Genomic DNA, 17,778 nt, shown 5'->3' on the forward strand with positions numbered 1-17,778 from the left:
TGTGAACTCAACCCGGTAATATCAACCAGCTCATGCCGGCAATAATTAGTGATGCCACGACACTGAGTACCGCTCCCTCCCGAACCATATCTTGCATCCGTACTTTTCCAGTTCCATAGGCAATGGCATTCGGGGCTGTAGCAACAGGAAGCATAAAGGCACAACTGGCGCTCATCGCAGCGGGTATCATCAGTACCATAGGTTCAAAGCCCGCTGAGGTCGCCGCAACGGCGAGAATAGGCATCAGTAAAGTCGCCGTAGCTGTGTTGCTGGTGATTTCTGTAAGAAAAGTGACTCCCAGGCATAAAATCACCAACATTAGCCATAGTGGCATGGCTGTGAGGAAGGATAATCCATTGCCAAGCATGTCACTCAAACCGGAAGTTGAAAACCCTTTGGCCAGGGCTATACCGCCGGCAAATAACAACAACATGCCCCAGGGAATGGTTTCCGCTGTCTGCCAGTCCAGCAACCGCCCCCCCTTGCCGTTGGGTACAAGAAACATTGCCACCACTGCAGCGAGGGCTACCGTACTGTCTCCCGCCGCTCCTATGCCGAGCCAATCACTCCAGCCACCAAACGGTGCGTTGCGGGTTACCCAGAAGAAAATAGCAATGGCGAACACCAGCAAAGTACGTTTTTCCTCTGCTCGCCACTCCCCCACTTGGGGCGGTTCAATTTTATTCTTCAAGTGAACATTGCGGGTAAGCCAAAAGGCCATTATCGGCAGGGTCACCAAGGCAACCGGTACCCCGATTTTCATCCATCCTAGAAAGCTAAACTCCCTACCGGTTACTTCTTCATATATCCCTATAAAAATAACATTGGGCGGTGTTCCGAGAGGCGTCCCTACCCCCCCAAGGCTCGCGCCATAAGCAATTCCCAACACTAAGGCAACGGTGAGTCTCTGATTATCGATTCGAGAGAGAATTGCCAAGGCAATGGGCAACATCATCAGGGTTGTGGCGGTATTGGAAATCCACATGCTGAGGAAGCCAGCGGCCAGCATAAAACCGAGAACCAAACGCCTACCGCTGGATGCCCCAAATATGCGCAGCATATACAAGGCCAGACGTTCGTGAGCGCCACTCTTTTCGAGGGCTTTCGACAGGATAAAAGCGCCCATCAAAAGCAGAATTACATGGCTGCCCAGGGACGCCGCAACGGTCTTGTGATCCGCTACACCAAACAACGGTAGAAGTACAAATGGCACCAGGGAGGTAGCGGGAATAGGAAGAGCCTCTGTTATCCACCAGGTCACAGTGAGCAGTGTGATCGCAGCAGTTACAGCGGGAAGATATTGCATCCCGGTTAAGGTCAGAAAAATGTAAAACGCTACAGCCAATAATGGCCCCAAAACGATAAATTGTTGTCGCGCAATCGACATACCAGCCCCCAATCTCCCCCCTAACCAGAGGGGGTTAACGTTCTTATTGATTTATTCCCCAGGCAAATTTGATTGGCAGAGGTACCACTCAGTATCTGGGATCTGCACAAAATACAAGAAATCGAAAGGCTTTCGCAGCCTTGAGCTGAAAAAAAGAGTCAGCACAGAGGGAACGTTTTTACTCTAGTTGGCTTAGCAGGCATCGCTAAGTGATGAAACGGTTGTCACCAAAAGATTAAGTTTTCTTTTTTGCAGTAAGGATAAACGAGCCCGCTCCCATCGAGAGAGAAACCTTCTTCCCGCCCAATTGGTACATATGTACAATGTGCGTCAATCACGACTTTACAACATATAGCGCCCGGTATTACCCAAGCGCATGTCACCTGATTTAATTGAGGTACCCCTTGAAGCCAATCGCTCTCACCGCCCTAATCGCATTAGTAAGTACCGGCGTTTACGCAGAAGAAAAGCCCTTTTACCTAAAAGCCTCACTGGGCTATATGAAATTTGATAGCGAAGACTCCACTGCGGTAAAAGAGGATCTCAACTCAACCGGCTACGCGTTTACTTTTGGTTATCGAGTGAACGACTATCTTGCCTTTGAAGGTGGCATGGCGAACCTCGGTGACATCCGCAAAGAGCATGAACTGAGCGTTCGCGGCCTCGAGTGGTACTATAGCGATGATGAAATCCTTGTAGAAAACTTCGATTACCAAAGCAAGCGAGAAACTAAATACAAATCCTATAGCCTGGGATTAGCCCTTTCCACACAAGTCCAACAGAACCTGAATGCCGGCATTCGTTTTGGCGTCCACCAATGGTGTGCAAATGACAGTGGCCGAGAGGAGCATTTCGGTAGCCGCAACTGGTATAACCAAGATGGAGAACTCTTGAATACAGAGCCCTACGATAATTCTTATAGCTGGAGTAATAACAAGGGCAGCGGCAGCAACCCATACTACGGTGCTGAAGTAAACTGGACGAGCGGTGACTGGGGTATCAATCTTGAGCACACCATCTACGAGATTCAAGACGAGAAGGCCAACCTGTCTTCAGTGGGTGTGACTTATAGTTTCTAGTGAATTCCTAGTAGGCTTCTGATTGAAGCCTTTAAGCTCAGGCCTTGTGCGGCGGGCACTCACTAACCGCCTGCACTAGGCCCGCCAAAACCTCCGCATAAAAATTAATCACCCCAATCACAATCTCCCCTGCTCCACCCTGTACATCTCATTTATATCCGGCAAACTATCGGCCTCAAAAATAACACTAAAGGGCAGAAGGGATTCATGAGCACGATACCGAATACCGTAGCAGTACTGGACAAACTGCGTTGGAATGCCCATCTATGCAAGCACAGCCACTTCCGTGCCTCTATGAAAGGGCGCAACATGCACGTACTCTGCGGTGTGCCGATCGTAGTGGTGAACCTATTTCTCGGCTCTCTGTTCTTTTCCCTCATCAATGCCGAACTCCCCGACTGGACCAAATGGAGCGGCGCCGCCCTCGCACTATTGGCCGCTTTGCTCGGGGGTGTACAAACTTTCTTCAACTTCAAGAAAAATTATGAAGGGCACCGCCAGGTGGGCAATGAATACCTGGCCATTGCCAGGGAATGTGAGCGGCTGATCGCCCTCTACTTCGACCGTATTCTCGACTTGGAGCACCTCTCCAATAAAATCTCCGAGCTGAATACCCGCTACAGCGAGATCAATCAGCGTGCTGAAGAATTTATTGTCTCCGACAAGGTCTACCGCCAGGCCATGCAGACACAAAGTCAAAAGGCCCGCAAGGAACCCTCTTTAGTGGAGCTTATGCGAAATTCACACAATACCTCTCTCGAGGAAGCTAAAATAAGCTCACAGGCAACAACGGTAGGGATTAACCAATAGCCTCTCAAAAGTTAGTAGTCATTTTCAGCAGCGGTAATCATGCAGAAAGAGCACAGCGATCATCTCCCAAGTAAACACAGTTTTTCCCTTTGCTACCTGACCACCGATATTCGCACCCCTAGCAATATCGGTGGACTCTTCCGCATTGCTGATGCTCTGGGAGTAGAGAAAATTTACCTCGCTGGAACCAGCTTGTTACCCCCAAACTCCAAAATCCGTAAGGTATCGCGCTCAACAGAGCAGCATGTTCCCTATCAATACGAAAGAAATGCCCTAGAAATCGTCCTGAATTTGAAGAAGGAGGGATACCGGATAATCTGTCTGGAGATCACATCTAACAGCGTTGAGCTAAGCCAGGTTCCCATCGTTGAAGGCGATAAAGTCTGCTTGGTTCTAGGCTCAGAGAAAGATGGAATTGCCCCGGATCTGCTAAAGGTCGCCGATGCAATCGTGCATATTGCTATGCAGGGGGTTAACTCTTCAATGAATGTCGTCTCCGCCTGTGCCATTGCCACTTATGAGCTCACAAAGAAAATTAGTTTAAGCCAAGCGGAATAAATAGTAGAGCCGGTAGAGACTGCTCGAACCGAAAGGTCAAAATTTTATTCAGATCATAATTTTGGATAGTAAAATCAATCGGGTACTTTCACCGTCATATTCTTTTTATGCACATAATCCGGGTCTCCACCAAGCCGCTTATTACAGTTCAAGTTGTTAATCGCCTGAATATCTGCGTGGCTTAAATTGAAATCATTCAATAAAAAATAGCTGCGGATTTCATCGAGCGTTTCCGCAATGGGTAAGACAATACGATGTTGTTGAATATTCCAACGCAGAATCACCTGGGCAGGCGTTACAGAATATTTCTCTGCAATTTGTAAAATAACCGGGTCTTGCATCGGTTTTTCACTTTCAACAACACTATTCCAAATAAAACCGGAGCCCAAAGGGGAGTAACAACAGATAGCGATCCTGTGAAATTGGCAATAATCCACCAATGGCTGCTGGGTGAAATAAGGGTGTAACTCTATTTGATTACAAACCGGGTGAATCTCGGCGAAGGACGCAATCTGCTCAATGTCTGACTTGCGAAAATTTGATAGCCCCAAAGCCCGAACCTTTTTCTGCTGGTACAACGCCTCCATCGCCTCCCAGGTTTCCCGCGTATAGGCCGGGGCCGGCCAATGAATCAGATATAAATCCAAGTGCTCGAGTTGTAAACGCTCCAGACTTCGGGCAAAGGCATCGTGAGTTTTCTTGCCTCCTTGCTCGGTATCCCAGACCTTACTGGTAATAAACAATTCCTCTCTGGGGATACCCGACTCCTTAATAGCCCTCCCGAGAGCACGCTCATTGCCATAGACTGAGGCGGTATCGAAGTGTCTATAGCCAATGGCCATAGCTTTTAGGAGAACGTCTGTGACATATCCATCGTCCTGTTGCCAACTACCTATCGCAGCCATCCCCATTCCGATCTGGGGAATCTCCACGCCATTGTCTAATTCGATAAAGTACATAATCGATCCCTTGCCAAATACCGCAACTGTCAATCACAGTAATGAACAGTGGCTTCTGCTCTAGTACCACCCGGCGTTGAATGTAGGCGATACAGGTTTAGTCACGAAGAATATTTTCAATAGGATAGGAAATTACAAAAAATTCTTAGAAAAAGAATACACCGTACCCGAGTTACCATGTTGTGTACGCGTCGATTGAGATCATACAGAGATTTATGCACGGCGATTCTCAAGAGTAGAGTATTCTTTGATTCCAATCCTGTAGTAAAAGCTGAGCATACTTTCGCTAAAAATGTAGGGAATCCCAGCCATTATTTTTTCTCAGGTATTTAATTTTTGTGCTATTTGGGCGGTAGAGACCCGGCGAATTCCACTCCCCGATTTACCCACTGATCAAGGTCCTGCTCCACCGCGTCCTCTTCCACATAGACCATACCTTTCAGGGGCCGCCCGGTGAAATCCATGGGTCGGGTATAACGCTCTGCTAGAGCATCCTGGTAATTATCCGGCCCTACCCGCACCATCAGCTCTTCACCGACCACACCACAAGCCATATTGCCATTTAACATAAATGCCAGACCGCCAAACATCTGTTTTTCAGAAAGGCCCTGACTTCCCTGTAACAAATTGCGCACTTTTTCTGCCAACGTTTCGTTGTACGCCATGACAATCTCCTTAAGCACTTTGCAAGGTGGGAAAAAAGAATTTCGGGTACTACTGGGATCTGCGCCAGTGGAAACGCGACAGGCGAAAGATCAATCGAAGGGGGTTTGTGAGTGCCTTTCCATGCCAAATAATCCGCATAGAGGCTAAGTAAAATATTGGTAATCGATACAGATAACTGCACCATAGCGAGAAAAGTTATTTCGAATAATCGTTTAAGTGTAGCAGGAAATATCAATACTGCTTTCTTAGAAAAAGTATGACGCCAGATATCAGTGTCGATAAAAGCTTAACGAAGTTTTTAACGTCAAAGATGCCGCTATTCAACACCTGGCAATGAAAATAGGCGCGCGAGAGAAGGGTTTATAGAGTGAAATCGGCAACTGGCGCAGACGGAATCCTTCTGCCACATAAATCCCTTTGCAACCAGAAAAATAATTGGCACCCCAACAGAATATCGGGGTGCCATAGAGAAGTGGATTTAGTCGACAAATACGCGCGCGTTGCGGAACAGGCGCATCCAGCCGGAGTCCTCTGTCCACTCGTCCGGGTGCCAGCTGTTGCTGACTGCACGGGCTACACGTTCAGGGTGCGGCATCATAATAGTGACACGGCCATCCTCGGAACACAGAGAGGTAATACCATTTACCGAGCCATTGGGGTTGGCCGGGTAAGTTTCGGTAATTTCTCCTTTGTTATTCAGGAAGCGCATTGCGATGGTGCCGGAAGCTTCGCACTTCTCCAGTGCCTGCTGGTCGGCAAATTCCACACGACCTTCACCGTGGGCAACGGCAACCGGCATATAAGTGCCCGCCATACCTTTGAACAGTACGGAAGGGGAATCCTCGACACCCACCAGGGCAAAACGCGCTTCATACTGCTCAGACAGGTTGCGCACAAAGCGTGGCCAGTGGTCGGCACCGGGAATCAACTCTTTAATCACCGAGAACATCTGGCAGCCGTTACACACCCCCAGACCGAAGGTGTCTTTGCGGTTGAAGAAGCCTTCAAACTGATCGCGGGCACGTTCGTTGAACAGAATAGTCTTGGCCCACCCCTCACCGGCGCCGAGGACGTCACCGTAAGAGAAGCCACCACAGCCCACCAGGCCTTTGAACTCATCCAATGCCACACGACCGGAAAGGATATCGCTCATATGTACGTCGATAGCGTTAAAGCCAGCGCGGTGGAAGGAGTGCGCCATCTCCACCTGACTATTAACACCCTGCTCGCGCAGCACAGCCACTTTCGGGCGAATACCTTTGGCGATATAGGGAGCACTGATATCTTCGTTGATATCGAAGGTGAGATTCACCGACAGACCCGGATCTTCCTGGGCAATCGTGGCAAATTCCTGCTCGGCACACTCGGCGTTATCGCGTAGGGACTGGATGCGGAAACTGGTTTCCGACCAGATTTGCTGCAGTTCAGCACGGGAGCGTTTGAATATTTCAACACCGTTATTAGTGATGCACAGGTGTTCGTTGTTGTTCAGGTAGCCGATTTGATGGGCCGGCACACCGACAGCGGCAAAGCGCTGTACCAACATTTCCGCTTCACAGGCGGGAACCTGCAGCACCGCACCCAACTCTTCGCTGAACAGGGCGGCAATAGGGTCATCGCCCAATTCGTAGACTTCCACGTCCATACCCACGCGAGCGGCAAAGCCCATTTCCGCGAGGGTAGTGAAAAGACCACCATCGGCGCGGTCGTGGTAGGCCATGATCAGGTCTTCATTCAAAGCCTGCTGCACCACTTCGAAGAAGCCTTTCAGTTTCTTGGCATCGTCCAAGTCGGCTGGCTTATCACCCAGCGCGTTGTAGACCTGCGCCAGACAGGAACCCCCTAGGCGGTTTTTGCCGGCACCCAGATCAATCAGCAGCAGCTCGCTCTCACCTTTATCGGTGCGCAACTGTGGGGTAACGGTTTTGCGCACATCGGTAACGGGGGTAAAAGCGGAAATGACCAAAGACAACGGTGCCGTAACCGCTTTCTGCTCGCCCTCTTCTTCCCAGGCGGTGCGCATAGACATAGAGTCCTTGCCCACTGGAATGGTAATACCCAGCTCAGGGCACAGCTCCATACCTACCGCCTCTACGGTGCGATAGAGTTTTTCTTCTTCACCCGGGTGGCCCGCGGCACACATCCAGTTGGCAGAGAGTTTGATATCGGAGAGTTGTTTCACCGGGGTACAGGCGATATTGGTAATTGCCTCGCCCACCGCCAGGCGACCGGAAGCCGGGGCATCCAGCAGAGCCACCGGGGTGCGCTCACCCATGGACATGGCCTCACCGGCGTAGCTGTCATAGGCAACGGTAGTCACGGCGCAGTCCGCCACCGGCACCTGCCAGGGACCAACCATCTGATCGCGGGATACCTGGCCGGTTACAGTGCGGTCACCGATGGTGATCAGAAAACTCTTGCTGGCCACCGTGGGCAGGCGCAGTACGCGCTCGGCAGCTTCGTTCAGGTCGATATCCGCAGTGGAAAACGCCACGGCTTCAACCTGACGCGTTTCCGCCTCGCGATGCATACGCGGCGGTTTGCCGAACAGCACAGACATCGGTAGATCCACCGGCTTGGACTCGAACTTAGTGTCGTTCAACAGCAGGTGCTTGTCTTCGGTGGCCTCACCGACAACGGCGAAAGGCGCGCGCTCGCGTTCACAAATTTGTTCGAAACGCTGCAGGTCTTCCGGCATGACAGCCAGTACATAGCGTTCCTGGGATTCGTTACACCAAATTTCCAGCGGGCTCATGCCCGGCTCATCGCAGGGCACATTGCGCAACTCGAAGTTACCGCCGGTGCCGCCGTCCTTCACCAATTCGGGGAAAGCATTGGACAGACCGCCCGCGCCCACATCGTGGATAAAAGCGATGGGGTTTTTCTCACCCAGCTGCCAGCACTGGTCGATCACTTCCTGGCAGCGGCGCTCGATTTCCGGGTTCTGTCGCTGTACAGAAGCAAAATCCAGATCCTCGGAGCTGGAACCGCTGGCCATACTGGAAGCTGCGCCACCGCCGAGACCGATCAGCATGGCCGGGCCACCCAGCACGATCAGCTTGGCGCCAGGAGAAAATTCGGGTTTCTCGATATGCTCTTCGCGAATATTGCCGTAGCCGCCGGCCAGCATAATCGGCTTGTGATAGCCGCGGCGCTCGCCATCGAAGTTTTCTTCAAAGGTACGGAAGTAACCGCAAATATTCGGGCGGCCAAATTCGTTGTTAAATGCAGCACCACCGATGGGGCCCTCGATCATAATATCCAGGGCGGTAACGATACGCTCAGGCTTGCCGTAGTTGAATTCCCAGGGCTGTTCCCAACCGGGGATCTGCAGGTTAGAGACGGTAAAACCAGTCAGACCCACTTTCGGCTTGGAACCGCGTCCCACTGCACCTTCGTCGCGAATTTCGCCACCAGCGCCAGTTCCGGCACCAGAGAAAGGGGCAATCGCCGTGGGGTGGTTGTGGGTCTCCACCTTCATCAGCATATGGATAGCCTCGTTACTGAAGCCATATTCCTTGCTTTCCGGGTCGGGGTAAAAACGCCCGGCTACATTACCCGCCACAACCGCGGCGTTGTCAGCATAGGCGGACAGTACATTGTCTCCACCTTTCTGATAAGTGTTCTTGATCATGCCGAACAGGGAGTGCGGCATTTCTTCACCGTCAATCGTCCAAGAGGCATTAAAAATCTTATGGCGACAGTGCTCAGAGTTCGCCTGGGCGAACATCATTAGCTCCACATCTGTGGGATTGCGGTCCAATTCCTGGAAGCTGGTGAGCAGGTAATCGATTTCATCTTCGGCCAGGGCCAGGCCCAGTGTCACATTGGCAACTTCCAGTGCCTCGCGGCCGCCTTCGAGGATATCCACACCACGCAACGGGCGAGGCTCCTCTTCAACAAATAACTGCTCAGCCTGTTCGAGCTCGGCAAAGGCTACCTCAACCATGCGATCGTGCAGCTGAGAGGCCAGCGCCTGGCGCTCGGCTTCGCTCAACTCGACACCACTCAGGTAGTAGGCGACACCGCGCTCAAGCCGGTGTATCTGGGTGAGGCCAGCGTTGTGGGCAATATCGGTGGCCTTTGAGGACCAGGGAGAGATAGTGCCCGGGCGCGGAACCACCAGGATTAGCTCACCTTTCGGCTGGTGCTTCTCTTCAGTGGGGCCGTACTGGAGTAGCCGCTCAAGCAGCGCCATCTCCTTGTTATCCAATGCATCGCTGTCGGCAAAATGTACGAACTCGGCGTAGAGATCGTCGATAGTCGGTTGCAGCGCGCGCAGTTGGTTGAGTAGTTTTTTATGGCGAAATTTCGACAGTGCGGGAGCACCACGCAGAACTAACATTGCGGGAGATAGCCTCTTGTCTAAATGAGAAAGATTGCGCGAAAGAAGGATCGCACAAGGCCCCGGAAATTTGAGAGGCGCAATTGTACCCGAAGCGCCGCAACTCCAACACACCTACCCATCACTTGAGTACACATGAACTAATTAGCAATCAATGTGTTCAAAAGGCGAACAAAATCAATCGTGAATTCGCGGATTTCGCAAGACGCCAAAAATTTCCTACAAAAGTCTCAGCGGCATTTCAAGCGCCCATGTCACAGTGCCCAAAAGCCAAATTGGGCAGATTGTCGTCAAATATTGTAAAATTGGCGGACTGTGCCAGCATTGGCGAGAAAAGCCCTGGCGGAGGTGCCCGTACCAGGCCTTAGGCATAACAGCGATAAAACCAACGGACGAGCTAGAGGGGACAGCCTATGATGATGAGAAGCCGAGTGCTGCGCTATGTCCGCCGTGTATGCAAAGGTCTCGCATTATCTTGCTGCGCCTCTTTACTGGTCGCCAGCAAGGCACCAAATACTCTGGAACGAATTAAAGCTTCCGGCGAACTGGTTGTCCTTTCACAAAACGGTCCCACTACCTATTACGAAGATGCCTCCGGCAACCCCACCGGCTTTGAGTACGGCATGCTACACGCTTTTGCCGAGGAGCTGGGAGTCAAACTGGTCATTCGCGATGTGCACAGTCTGGATGACCTGTTCGCACGCCTACGCGACCCCGAAGAAGGTGCTCACTTCGCCGCCGCGGGGCTCACCGTCACCCCGGAACGCCGCGAACTGGTACGCTTCTCCCCCTCTTATTTTGAAGTCCGCCAACAGATCATCTATCGCCTTGGGGAAAAACGCCCGCGCAGAACCAGTGATCTGGAAGGCGAAACCATTGCGGTTATCGCCGGCAGCGCTCACGCCGAAGAATTAAAAAAGCTCTCCCATCGCTACCCCAATTTGAGTTGGGAGGAAGTCTCCGATGTAGATGCCATGGAATTGGTGGAGATGGTGCATCAGGGCCAATATAACTATGCGGTGGTAGACTCCAATGCCTACGCCGTGCATCGCGGGCTCTACCCCAATACTGCGGTGGCTTTTAACCTCAGTCAGTTCCAACCGGTTTCCTGGGCTTTCCCCAAGAGCGACGACGACAGCCTCTACCAGAGCGCGCGGCTGTTTATGCTGCGTGCCAACACTAACGGCATGATTGCGCAACTGCGTGAGGAGTTTTTTGGCCATATCAGCGACCTGAATGCGGGCGGCGCCCAGGCATTCGCCAAGCGCAGCCGCGAACGACTGCCCAAGTGGCGCGGGGTCATGCAAAAGGTGGCCGACCAATACGAGCTGGATTGGCATTTACTGGCGGCACTTAGCTACCAGGAATCCCACTGGAATCCCCGCGCTCGCTCACGCACCGGAGTGCGCGGCCTGATGATGCTCACCTTGAGTACCGCCAGAGAGCTGGGTGTAAACCGCCTCAATCCCGAAGAAAGTATCGAGGGTGGCGCCCGCTATATTGTACAGATCCGCAATAAGCTGCCGGAGCGTATCCGCGAGCCAGACAGAACCTGGATGGCCCTGGCCGCCTATAACGTAGGATACGGCCACCTGGAAGACGCCCGTGTACTCACCGAACGCATGGGCGGCAATCCGGATCTGTGGCCAGATGTTCGCGACCACCTGCCACTACTCGCCAAGCGTCAGTACTACAAGTCCAGTAAACACGGCTACGCGCGCGGCTGGGAACCGGTGACCTATGTGCAAAATATCCGCCACTACCAGACTCTGCTGAACTGGAGCAGCCGCATCGAAGAGCAGCGCCTAGCAGCCAACGATGAAAACGGCGCCGCCCTTACAGAGAAAAGTACCGTAGAAGCCGAGGGCAGTGCCGCCCCCGCACTCTAGCTTCAGCCCCAAAATACCGCTTCAGCTAGCTCTTGAGATTACGCTGGTATTACCGATTCATTCTCAACATCTTGTATTCATTGGCTTAAATTGGCCCAAATCAAGAGGCGCTTGAGTGATGGGAGAAAAAGACACGACCAAAGAAATTGAGGCGTTTATCGATTACCTAGTGCAGGCAGGGGTCCACTGTCGAGTAGATAAGCTGGAAAGCGTCTATCACAAGGATATTCAGGTCTTTATGCTTGATGATTCAGACCAGTTGACTGTGGCCGACAAGGCCGCTTTTATCGATAGGTTTAAGCGCAAGCGGAATGCCGGTGAATTACCGCTCAATGACTGGACAAAAGTTCACCATATCGCCACTAACAATAACAGCGCCCTGGTGATTTTTTCCCGAAGGAATAACTTATCGGGCCTGGAAAGAAAATTAAGGCTGGCTATCGACTTAATTTATGAAGATGGGCGCTGGCAGGTCATACGGGAAATCATTTTTCTGGAGCCACCCTCCCCTGATTCAGCCCGTCAAAATTAATACGCAGATCTCTTACTCTTAACCTATAAAAAACCACTGCTCGGCAGACTATTTTTCGCCCTTATTTAGTAAAGACCTTCAATCCTCTACTTGAGATGGCGCACAGTCTCGGGGTAAAAACTGCAAGTCATCGGGCTCATCAATATCGTTCAGGATTTCCAGGCGTCGGCAAGACATGCCGCACTCCTGTAAGCGCTCCAGAGTTTGCCGGGCAACGACTTCGGTACTCCAGCTAATATCTTCAAACAACCTAAAATGCACCTGTTTAAGCCCCAACAGAGTGTAGCCACCATCTTTTGCCGGATGTATAACCGCATCGGCACTCGTTAAAGCCACAGCCGCCTCACGGAGACGCTCAGCAGTTAACCCCGGGCAGTCTGTGCCCAGTAAAAAAAGACCCTGGCTCGCTATATGATGATGAGTGTTAGCAGCCCGCCACAAACGCTGACCAAGATTGCCTTGCGACTGATTATAAAAAGTTACCCCATCGGGTAAAGCAAATGCTTGCCAAAAAGGATGATCGCAATCTGGTGCAACATGCAACTCTACCGGCCCGAGCTCAGCCATTACAGCCTCCTGCAAAGTTTGCTGTAACAGCTTTTCCGCTAGAGAGGCTGCACCTTGTTCCCCTAGAGCTGGGATCAAGCGGGTTTTTGCATAGCCAGGTAGGGGCGCCTTGGCCATCACTACCAGGCGTAAAAAGGGAAAAGAAGCATTACTCATAGCGTTTTGCCAAGCACTCCGCAGAGACGCCGCGCCAATAATCGAAGCGCAAGCGCCACATCAATAACACCGTGCGCCAAATACCGAATTTTTGCCACCGGCGCCCGGAGGTGGTGGCTCTCTGGCGTAGACAGTGCGGCCGGGCCGTTTTCAACAACTGACGGCTCAGCTCGATGTCTTCCATCAAGGGCTGCGATGCATAGCCCCCTACATTATTGAAGAGGTCACGGCGGACAAAAATCGCCTGATCGCCTGTAGCGATACCGCTCAAGCGGGAGCGCCAATTAATCATGGTAGAAATCAGGGGAAACCAGGCGCTGTCGCCGATGATACGAATATTAAAGCGGCCCCATTGCGCTCCCCGAACCGAAGCAGAGGCAATCGCACTCAGGGCGCCTTGAGGCAGGCGTGTATCCGCATGCAAAAATAACAACCAATTACCGCGGGCAACCGAAGCACCTGCATTCATTTGAAGGGCACGCCCGCGCTGGGAATGAATCACCCTCAATCCGGCAGCGCTAGCCATTTCTGCACTACCGTCACAACTGCCGCCATCGACCAGAATGATTTCACAGCTGCTATAGGCGATCAGCTCTTTCAATTGCGTTACCAACTTTGGTAACTGCTCCCGCTCATTTAACAGGGGCACAATAACACTGTATTGCACTGTCTTGCCTCAACTCTGCCTCGCCCTTTCTCACGTTCAACTTACCCCCGCCTCCAGCGGTGGAACTTTTCCAGCCATCGAAGCAGGTTCTTGGGTGCATGAGCACGCTTCCAATTTCCAGCTACATATTTATTCGCTTCAGCCATAGTGGGGTAGATATGAATTGTGGATAAAATCTTGTTCAACCCAAATCCCTGTTTCATCGCAAATACAAACTCGGCAATTAGCTCCGCCGCATTTTCGCCGACGATACAAACCCCCAGGATTTTATCTCTACCCGGTGCCGTTAAAACCTTAACAAACCCGGTTGCGGCACCATCGACAATCGCGCGATCCAAATCATCGATCCCATAGTGGGTTACCTCATAGGCCACCCCTTGCGCAATTGCCTGGTGCTCAGTGAGCCCAACACTGGCCACTTGTGGGTCAATAAAAATTGCGCTGGGTATCAAGCTATAATCCACCGCAAATTTTTTTATATCTCCAAAAAGCCCATTGACCGCGGCATACCAAGCTTGATGGGCAGCGGTATGAGTAAACTGATAGGGCCCGGCGAGATCCCCTGCAGCGAGAATATGAGGGTATCGGGTGCGCAGGTAGTCATCCACTTGGCATTTACCGTTCTGCACAATACCCAATTCCTCCAGACCTAGCCCCTCGGTTCTGGGGTGTCTACCTAGAGCCAGAATAACCTCATCAAATGTCACCTGTATTTCACCTTGGGCATTTCGCAAGGTGACCGCCCCTCCCTGCCCGCTTTGATTTCCGGCAAATGCAGTAGCCTCGTGCGCGGTAAGCAATCGCACCCCCTCCGATTCCAGCGCTTGGGTTACAGCAGCGGAGACTTCGTGATCCTCAAGAGGTAACAGGCGCTCGGCGCGTTCAATTAGGGTGACTTTGGAACCCAGCCGTGTAAATGCCTGGGCCAGCTCACAACCAATTGCTCCACCCCCAAGTAACAATAATTGAGAGGGCACCTTGTCTAGCTGAGCGAATCTGTCCCAAAGAGTTTCACTGGTCAGATAATTGACCGCTTCCAATCCTGGAAAGCGCGGTACTGCGGGCTCAGCTCCTGTAGCGAGGATGATTGCGCGTGCGGTAAGAGTCTGTTCTGTGCCATTTTCTCTAGAAATATTTACAGTCCAGGGATCGACAAGGCGCCCACGCCCGCGAACAACTTCCACCCCCAGGTCGTTGTAGCGCTCTACACTGTCGTGAGGTTCTATCTGTTGAATCGAATTGCGCACATGCGCCATGACTGCGGGAAAATCAATTTCGGGCTCAGGCAAAACCACACCGAACCTCTTCGCCACGCGGGCAGAGTGCGCAACCCTGGCACATTGAATCAGTGCCTTACTGGGTACACAGCCGGTATTCAGGCAGTCTCCCCCCATATTTCCCGATTCCACCAGGGTAACTCTGGCTTTTACCGCCGCAGAGATATATGCACTGACTAGCCCTGCAGCCCCTGCACCGATCACAATAATATTACGGTCAAATTTTTTGGGTTTACTCATTGCAGTTATTCACTAAGCCGCGCGGCGCCGTTTAAGCCAGCAGAGAAAGTATTTAGCCAGGAGAGGGAAAATACCCAGCAAGGCAAAAGACAACAGCAATTGTGGGGAGGCGATATCCTTTAAATTTTCAATACGCGCAAGCTGAGTGCCCGCATTTACATAGACAATTGTACCAGCCAGCATACCCAACTGGCTGACCCAATAAAATGTCCATACACGCAAGTGTGTCAGGCCCATTAATAGATTGATCAGAAAAAAGGGGAAAATAGGCACCAATCGCAGGGCAAACAAGTAAAAAGCCCCCTCCCGGTCAACGCCATTATTCACCACCTGCAAACGTGTTGAGAAGCGCTCCTGAACATAATCACGAAATAAATAGCGAGCCATAAGAAAAGCCAATGTCGCACCAATACTGGAGGCAAAGGACACGATCAGCGTCCCCCATAGCAAACCAAAAATGGCACCGGCCGCAATCGTAAGAATCGCTGCGCCTGGCAGTGAGAGCCCTGTTATCAGGATATAAAAAAACAGAAAAAGAAAACTGATAAGTATTGGCGAGGTGGTTTTCCACTGCTGAAACTGCTCCCCACCTTCTTTTAGTCGTTCCAGACTTAACCATTGATTTAGGTCAAACCAATAAAAGGCGGCGATTAAAAGAACAACAAGCAACAGCAACGCAATTCTTTTCCTCATAACGGCCTAATCCTATATTCTCACGATTCCGTTATAGCGCCCCACCGCAACTACTCCCTTGCCCTGCCGTACAGCCATAGCAGTGGTCCGCTACTGCAATCGCTCCCCCTTGTAAGTCCCGGTTAAGTAAATCGCGCAAATGTGGCCGACCCGGTATAGGAATATTGAGTTGCTGATTAAAGTCACAATCGAATAGATTCCCCTGCCAGTCCACACTCACCATAGTGCGACACATAACACCATCGAGATTTGCATCGCTATAATTATCCCGCAGCAGAGCCATATAATTTTTAAACTGCCCCTTGGAAATCAGCATGGAGCCAAAGCGTTTTATCGGCATATTGGCGAGTGCAAATAAATGATTGAACTCAATATTAAACTGCTTTCTCAGCTCCCGGCGATAGTCTGCCTCCAGGGCACTTTGCTCTGGGGGTAAGAATGCCCCCTGGGGGTTGTACACTAAATTTAACCGCAACCCACTTCCCTGTTTGCCATAACCAAGTTCATTGAGCATTCGCAGCCCGGCAATACTCTTGTCAAAAACGCCTTTGCCGCGCTGTTTATCGACATTGTCCATGGAATAACAGGGAAGAGAGGCAATTACTTCCACATGGTTTCGAGCGAGAAATTCTGCAGTATCTTCCTGGCCGGGCTCGAACAACACGGTGAGATTACAGCGATCAATGACTTGCACCCCCAATGCCCTTGCGGCATTGACCAGATCTCGAAACCCCCGATGTAATTCCGGAGCACCGCCGGTGATATCCAGAATTCGAATATTACGCTTTTCAATCACCTCCAGCAGCAACGCCAGGTTTTCTTCTGACATCATCTCTGTACGATTGGGGCCCGCATTGACATGACAGTGCACACAGGACTGATTACAGCGATAACCAATGTTGAGTTGTAGGGTTTCAATGCTACTGCGGCGTATTGCTGGGAAATCGGATACTTCCAGTAAGGGCAGTGTTTCATGCATAGGTCTCAGTGCTCCACTTCTTCAAGCACTGGATTAGACGGTTCGAGCAGTGGTTTTATTACCGTAAGCTGATCTTCCGACATTGCTTCCACAGGGGTGACTAAACCACTGGCCAAGGCTGTATGGGCGATGGAGTCGGGTTTCTCCGATCCCAGTAAACGAATTGCCTCTGCCGCCACCTGTTGGGCGCGCACAGCATTTTGCTGCAGATTGGCGATCGCCACTTCTGCCGTCACAGCTTCCTCTCGGGGATGCCAACAATCGTAATCGGTGGCCATGGCCAGAGTGGCATAGGCAATCTGTGCCTCTCGTGCCAGTTTAGCTTCCGGCATATTAGTCATCCCAATGACCGATGCACCCATACTGCGATACCAGTGGGATTCCGCTCGCGTAGAGAATTGCGGACCTTCAATACACAGGTAACTGCCACCCCGGTGTAATTGCACTTCTTTTCCAACCTGAGTGGATACAAAGGCCCTCGCTAGACAATCCGCCACTGCGGAACAGACTGGGTCTGCCATAGAGACATGGGCAACCGCACCACTACCAAAAAAGGTACTGTCGCGTTTGCGCGTCATGTCGATAAACTGGTCAGGAATCAACATATCCAGCGGCCTGACCTTCTCTTGTAGAGAGCCAACTGCAGAGAGAGACAGGAGATAACGTACACCCAGCTGGCGCAGCCCATGGATATTTGCTCTATAGGGCACTTCGGAGGGGATCAGTCTATGACCGCGTCCGTGTCGGGAGAGAAAGGCAACCGGGGTGCCCATCAGCTTGCCGCATACAATAGGGGCCGAAGTAGGGCCAAATGGAGTCTTCACCTGAACCTCCTGTACCTCCGTCAGCCCTCGCATTTCATATAGACCACTCCCCCCAATTACACCGACCAGTGCCCTAGCCATATTCTCTCCTGGATAGTTAGTTTTTTCGCAGTATAGGAGTGGGGACAGGTCGTGTATATCGCCAGCTTG

At 51.6% G+C, this 17,778-nt stretch carries 15 protein-coding genes; 5 read left to right on the forward strand and 10 right to left on the reverse strand.

Features of this window, described 5'->3' with window-relative positions; all coding sequences use genetic code 11:
• Positions 1 to 7: 7 nt before the first annotated feature.
• Positions 8 to 1,387 (reverse strand): SLC13 family permease, encoded by a 1,380-nt coding sequence (locus LC073_RS06985; RefSeq protein ID WP_226645426.1) that lies wholly within the window; start codon positions 1,385 to 1,387, stop codon positions 8 to 10.
• Positions 1,388 to 1,791: 404 nt separating this feature from the next.
• On the opposite strand from LC073_RS06985, the gene LC073_RS06990 reads away from it, so the two are divergent.
• The 3 genes from LC073_RS06990 (at position 1,792) to LC073_RS07000 (ending at position 3,834) form a co-directional block, all read left to right on the forward strand.
• Positions 1,792 to 2,466, forward strand: coding sequence for an outer membrane beta-barrel protein (locus LC073_RS06990; RefSeq protein WP_226645429.1), 675 nt, complete (start codon positions 1,792 to 1,794; stop codon positions 2,464 to 2,466).
• A 207-nt stretch (positions 2,467 to 2,673) separates the two neighbouring features.
• Positions 2,674 to 3,276 carry an SLATT domain-containing protein gene (locus tag LC073_RS06995; RefSeq protein WP_226645431.1) on the forward strand — a complete coding sequence of 201 codons (603 nt, stop codon included), beginning with the start codon at positions 2,674 to 2,676 and terminating at the stop codon, positions 3,274 to 3,276.
• Positions 3,277 to 3,315: 39 nt separating this feature from the next.
• A complete protein-coding gene (locus LC073_RS07000) occupies positions 3,316 to 3,834 on the forward strand; it encodes a TrmH family RNA methyltransferase (protein ID WP_226645433.1) in 519 nt (172 codons plus the stop codon).
• Positions 3,835 to 3,908: 74 nt separating this feature from the next.
• Here LC073_RS07000 and LC073_RS07005 read toward each other — a convergent pair whose 3' ends face one another.
• The 3 genes from LC073_RS07005 to purL all read right to left on the reverse strand — a co-directional run bounded on the left by LC073_RS07005 (position 3,909) and on the right by purL (position 9,804).
• The gene (locus LC073_RS07005; protein WP_226645436.1) at positions 3,909 to 4,793 is read right to left on the reverse strand and encodes an aldo/keto reductase; all 885 of its coding nucleotides are present in this window, start codon (positions 4,791 to 4,793) and stop codon (positions 3,909 to 3,911) included.
• 341 nt (positions 4,794 to 5,134) lie between these two features.
• A complete protein-coding gene (locus tag LC073_RS07010) occupies positions 5,135 to 5,458 on the reverse strand; it encodes a TfoX/Sxy family protein (protein WP_226645438.1) in 324 nt (107 codons plus the stop codon).
• A 479-nt stretch (positions 5,459 to 5,937) separates the two neighbouring features.
• Positions 5,938 to 9,804, reverse strand: coding sequence for a phosphoribosylformylglycinamidine synthase (gene purL / locus LC073_RS07015; RefSeq protein ID WP_226645440.1), 3,867 nt, complete (start codon positions 9,802 to 9,804; stop codon positions 5,938 to 5,940).
• A 413-nt stretch (positions 9,805 to 10,217) separates the two neighbouring features.
• On the opposite strand from purL, the gene mltF reads away from it, so the two are divergent.
• Positions 10,218 to 11,693, forward strand: a complete 1,476-nt coding sequence (gene mltF, locus LC073_RS07020) for a membrane-bound lytic murein transglycosylase MltF (RefSeq protein WP_226645442.1) — start codon at positions 10,218 to 10,220, stop codon at positions 11,691 to 11,693.
• A gap of 115 nt (positions 11,694 to 11,808) precedes the next feature.
• Positions 11,809 to 12,225: a hypothetical protein gene (locus tag LC073_RS07025; RefSeq protein ID WP_226645444.1), complete on the forward strand. Its 417-nt coding sequence runs from the start codon at positions 11,809 to 11,811 to the stop codon at positions 12,223 to 12,225.
• Positions 12,226 to 12,303: 78 nt separating this feature from the next.
• Here LC073_RS07025 and LC073_RS07030 read toward each other — a convergent pair whose 3' ends face one another.
• Genes LC073_RS07030 through mtnP form a run of 6 tightly spaced genes read right to left on the reverse strand, consistent with a single transcriptional unit; the run spans position 12,304 to position 17,709 of the window.
• Complete coding sequence (locus LC073_RS07030; protein WP_226645446.1) at positions 12,304 to 12,948, reverse strand: TIGR04282 family arsenosugar biosynthesis glycosyltransferase; 645 nt, start codon at positions 12,946 to 12,948, stop codon at positions 12,304 to 12,306.
• A complete protein-coding gene (locus LC073_RS07035) occupies positions 12,941 to 13,615 on the reverse strand; it encodes a TIGR04283 family arsenosugar biosynthesis glycosyltransferase (RefSeq protein WP_226645448.1) in 675 nt (224 codons plus the stop codon). The genes LC073_RS07030 and LC073_RS07035 overlap by 8 nt, the downstream gene beginning before the upstream one ends.
• Before the next feature lie 41 nt (positions 13,616 to 13,656).
• Positions 13,657 to 15,132 (reverse strand): dihydrolipoyl dehydrogenase family protein, encoded by a 1,476-nt coding sequence (locus LC073_RS07040; RefSeq protein WP_226645450.1) that lies wholly within the window; start codon positions 15,130 to 15,132, stop codon positions 13,657 to 13,659.
• A 12-nt stretch (positions 15,133 to 15,144) separates the two neighbouring features.
• The gene (locus LC073_RS07045; protein ID WP_226645452.1) at positions 15,145 to 15,825 is read right to left on the reverse strand and encodes a TVP38/TMEM64 family protein; all 681 of its coding nucleotides are present in this window, start codon (positions 15,823 to 15,825) and stop codon (positions 15,145 to 15,147) included.
• A gap of 31 nt (positions 15,826 to 15,856) precedes the next feature.
• On the reverse strand, positions 15,857 to 16,804 hold the full coding sequence (arsS, locus tag LC073_RS07050) for an arsenosugar biosynthesis radical SAM (seleno)protein ArsS (RefSeq protein WP_226645454.1): 948 nt from the start codon (positions 16,802 to 16,804) through the stop codon (positions 15,857 to 15,859).
• A 5-nt stretch (positions 16,805 to 16,809) separates the two neighbouring features.
• Entirely contained in the window at positions 16,810 to 17,709 is a 900-nt protein-coding gene (gene mtnP / locus LC073_RS07055) for an S-methyl-5'-thioadenosine phosphorylase (protein WP_226645456.1), read from the reverse strand.
• Between the last annotated feature and the right edge of the window lie 69 nt (positions 17,710 to 17,778).

Source organism: Microbulbifer variabilis, from assembly GCF_020524905.1.
GTDB classification, from domain to species: domain Bacteria; phylum Pseudomonadota; class Gammaproteobacteria; order Pseudomonadales; family Cellvibrionaceae; genus Microbulbifer; species Microbulbifer variabilis_A.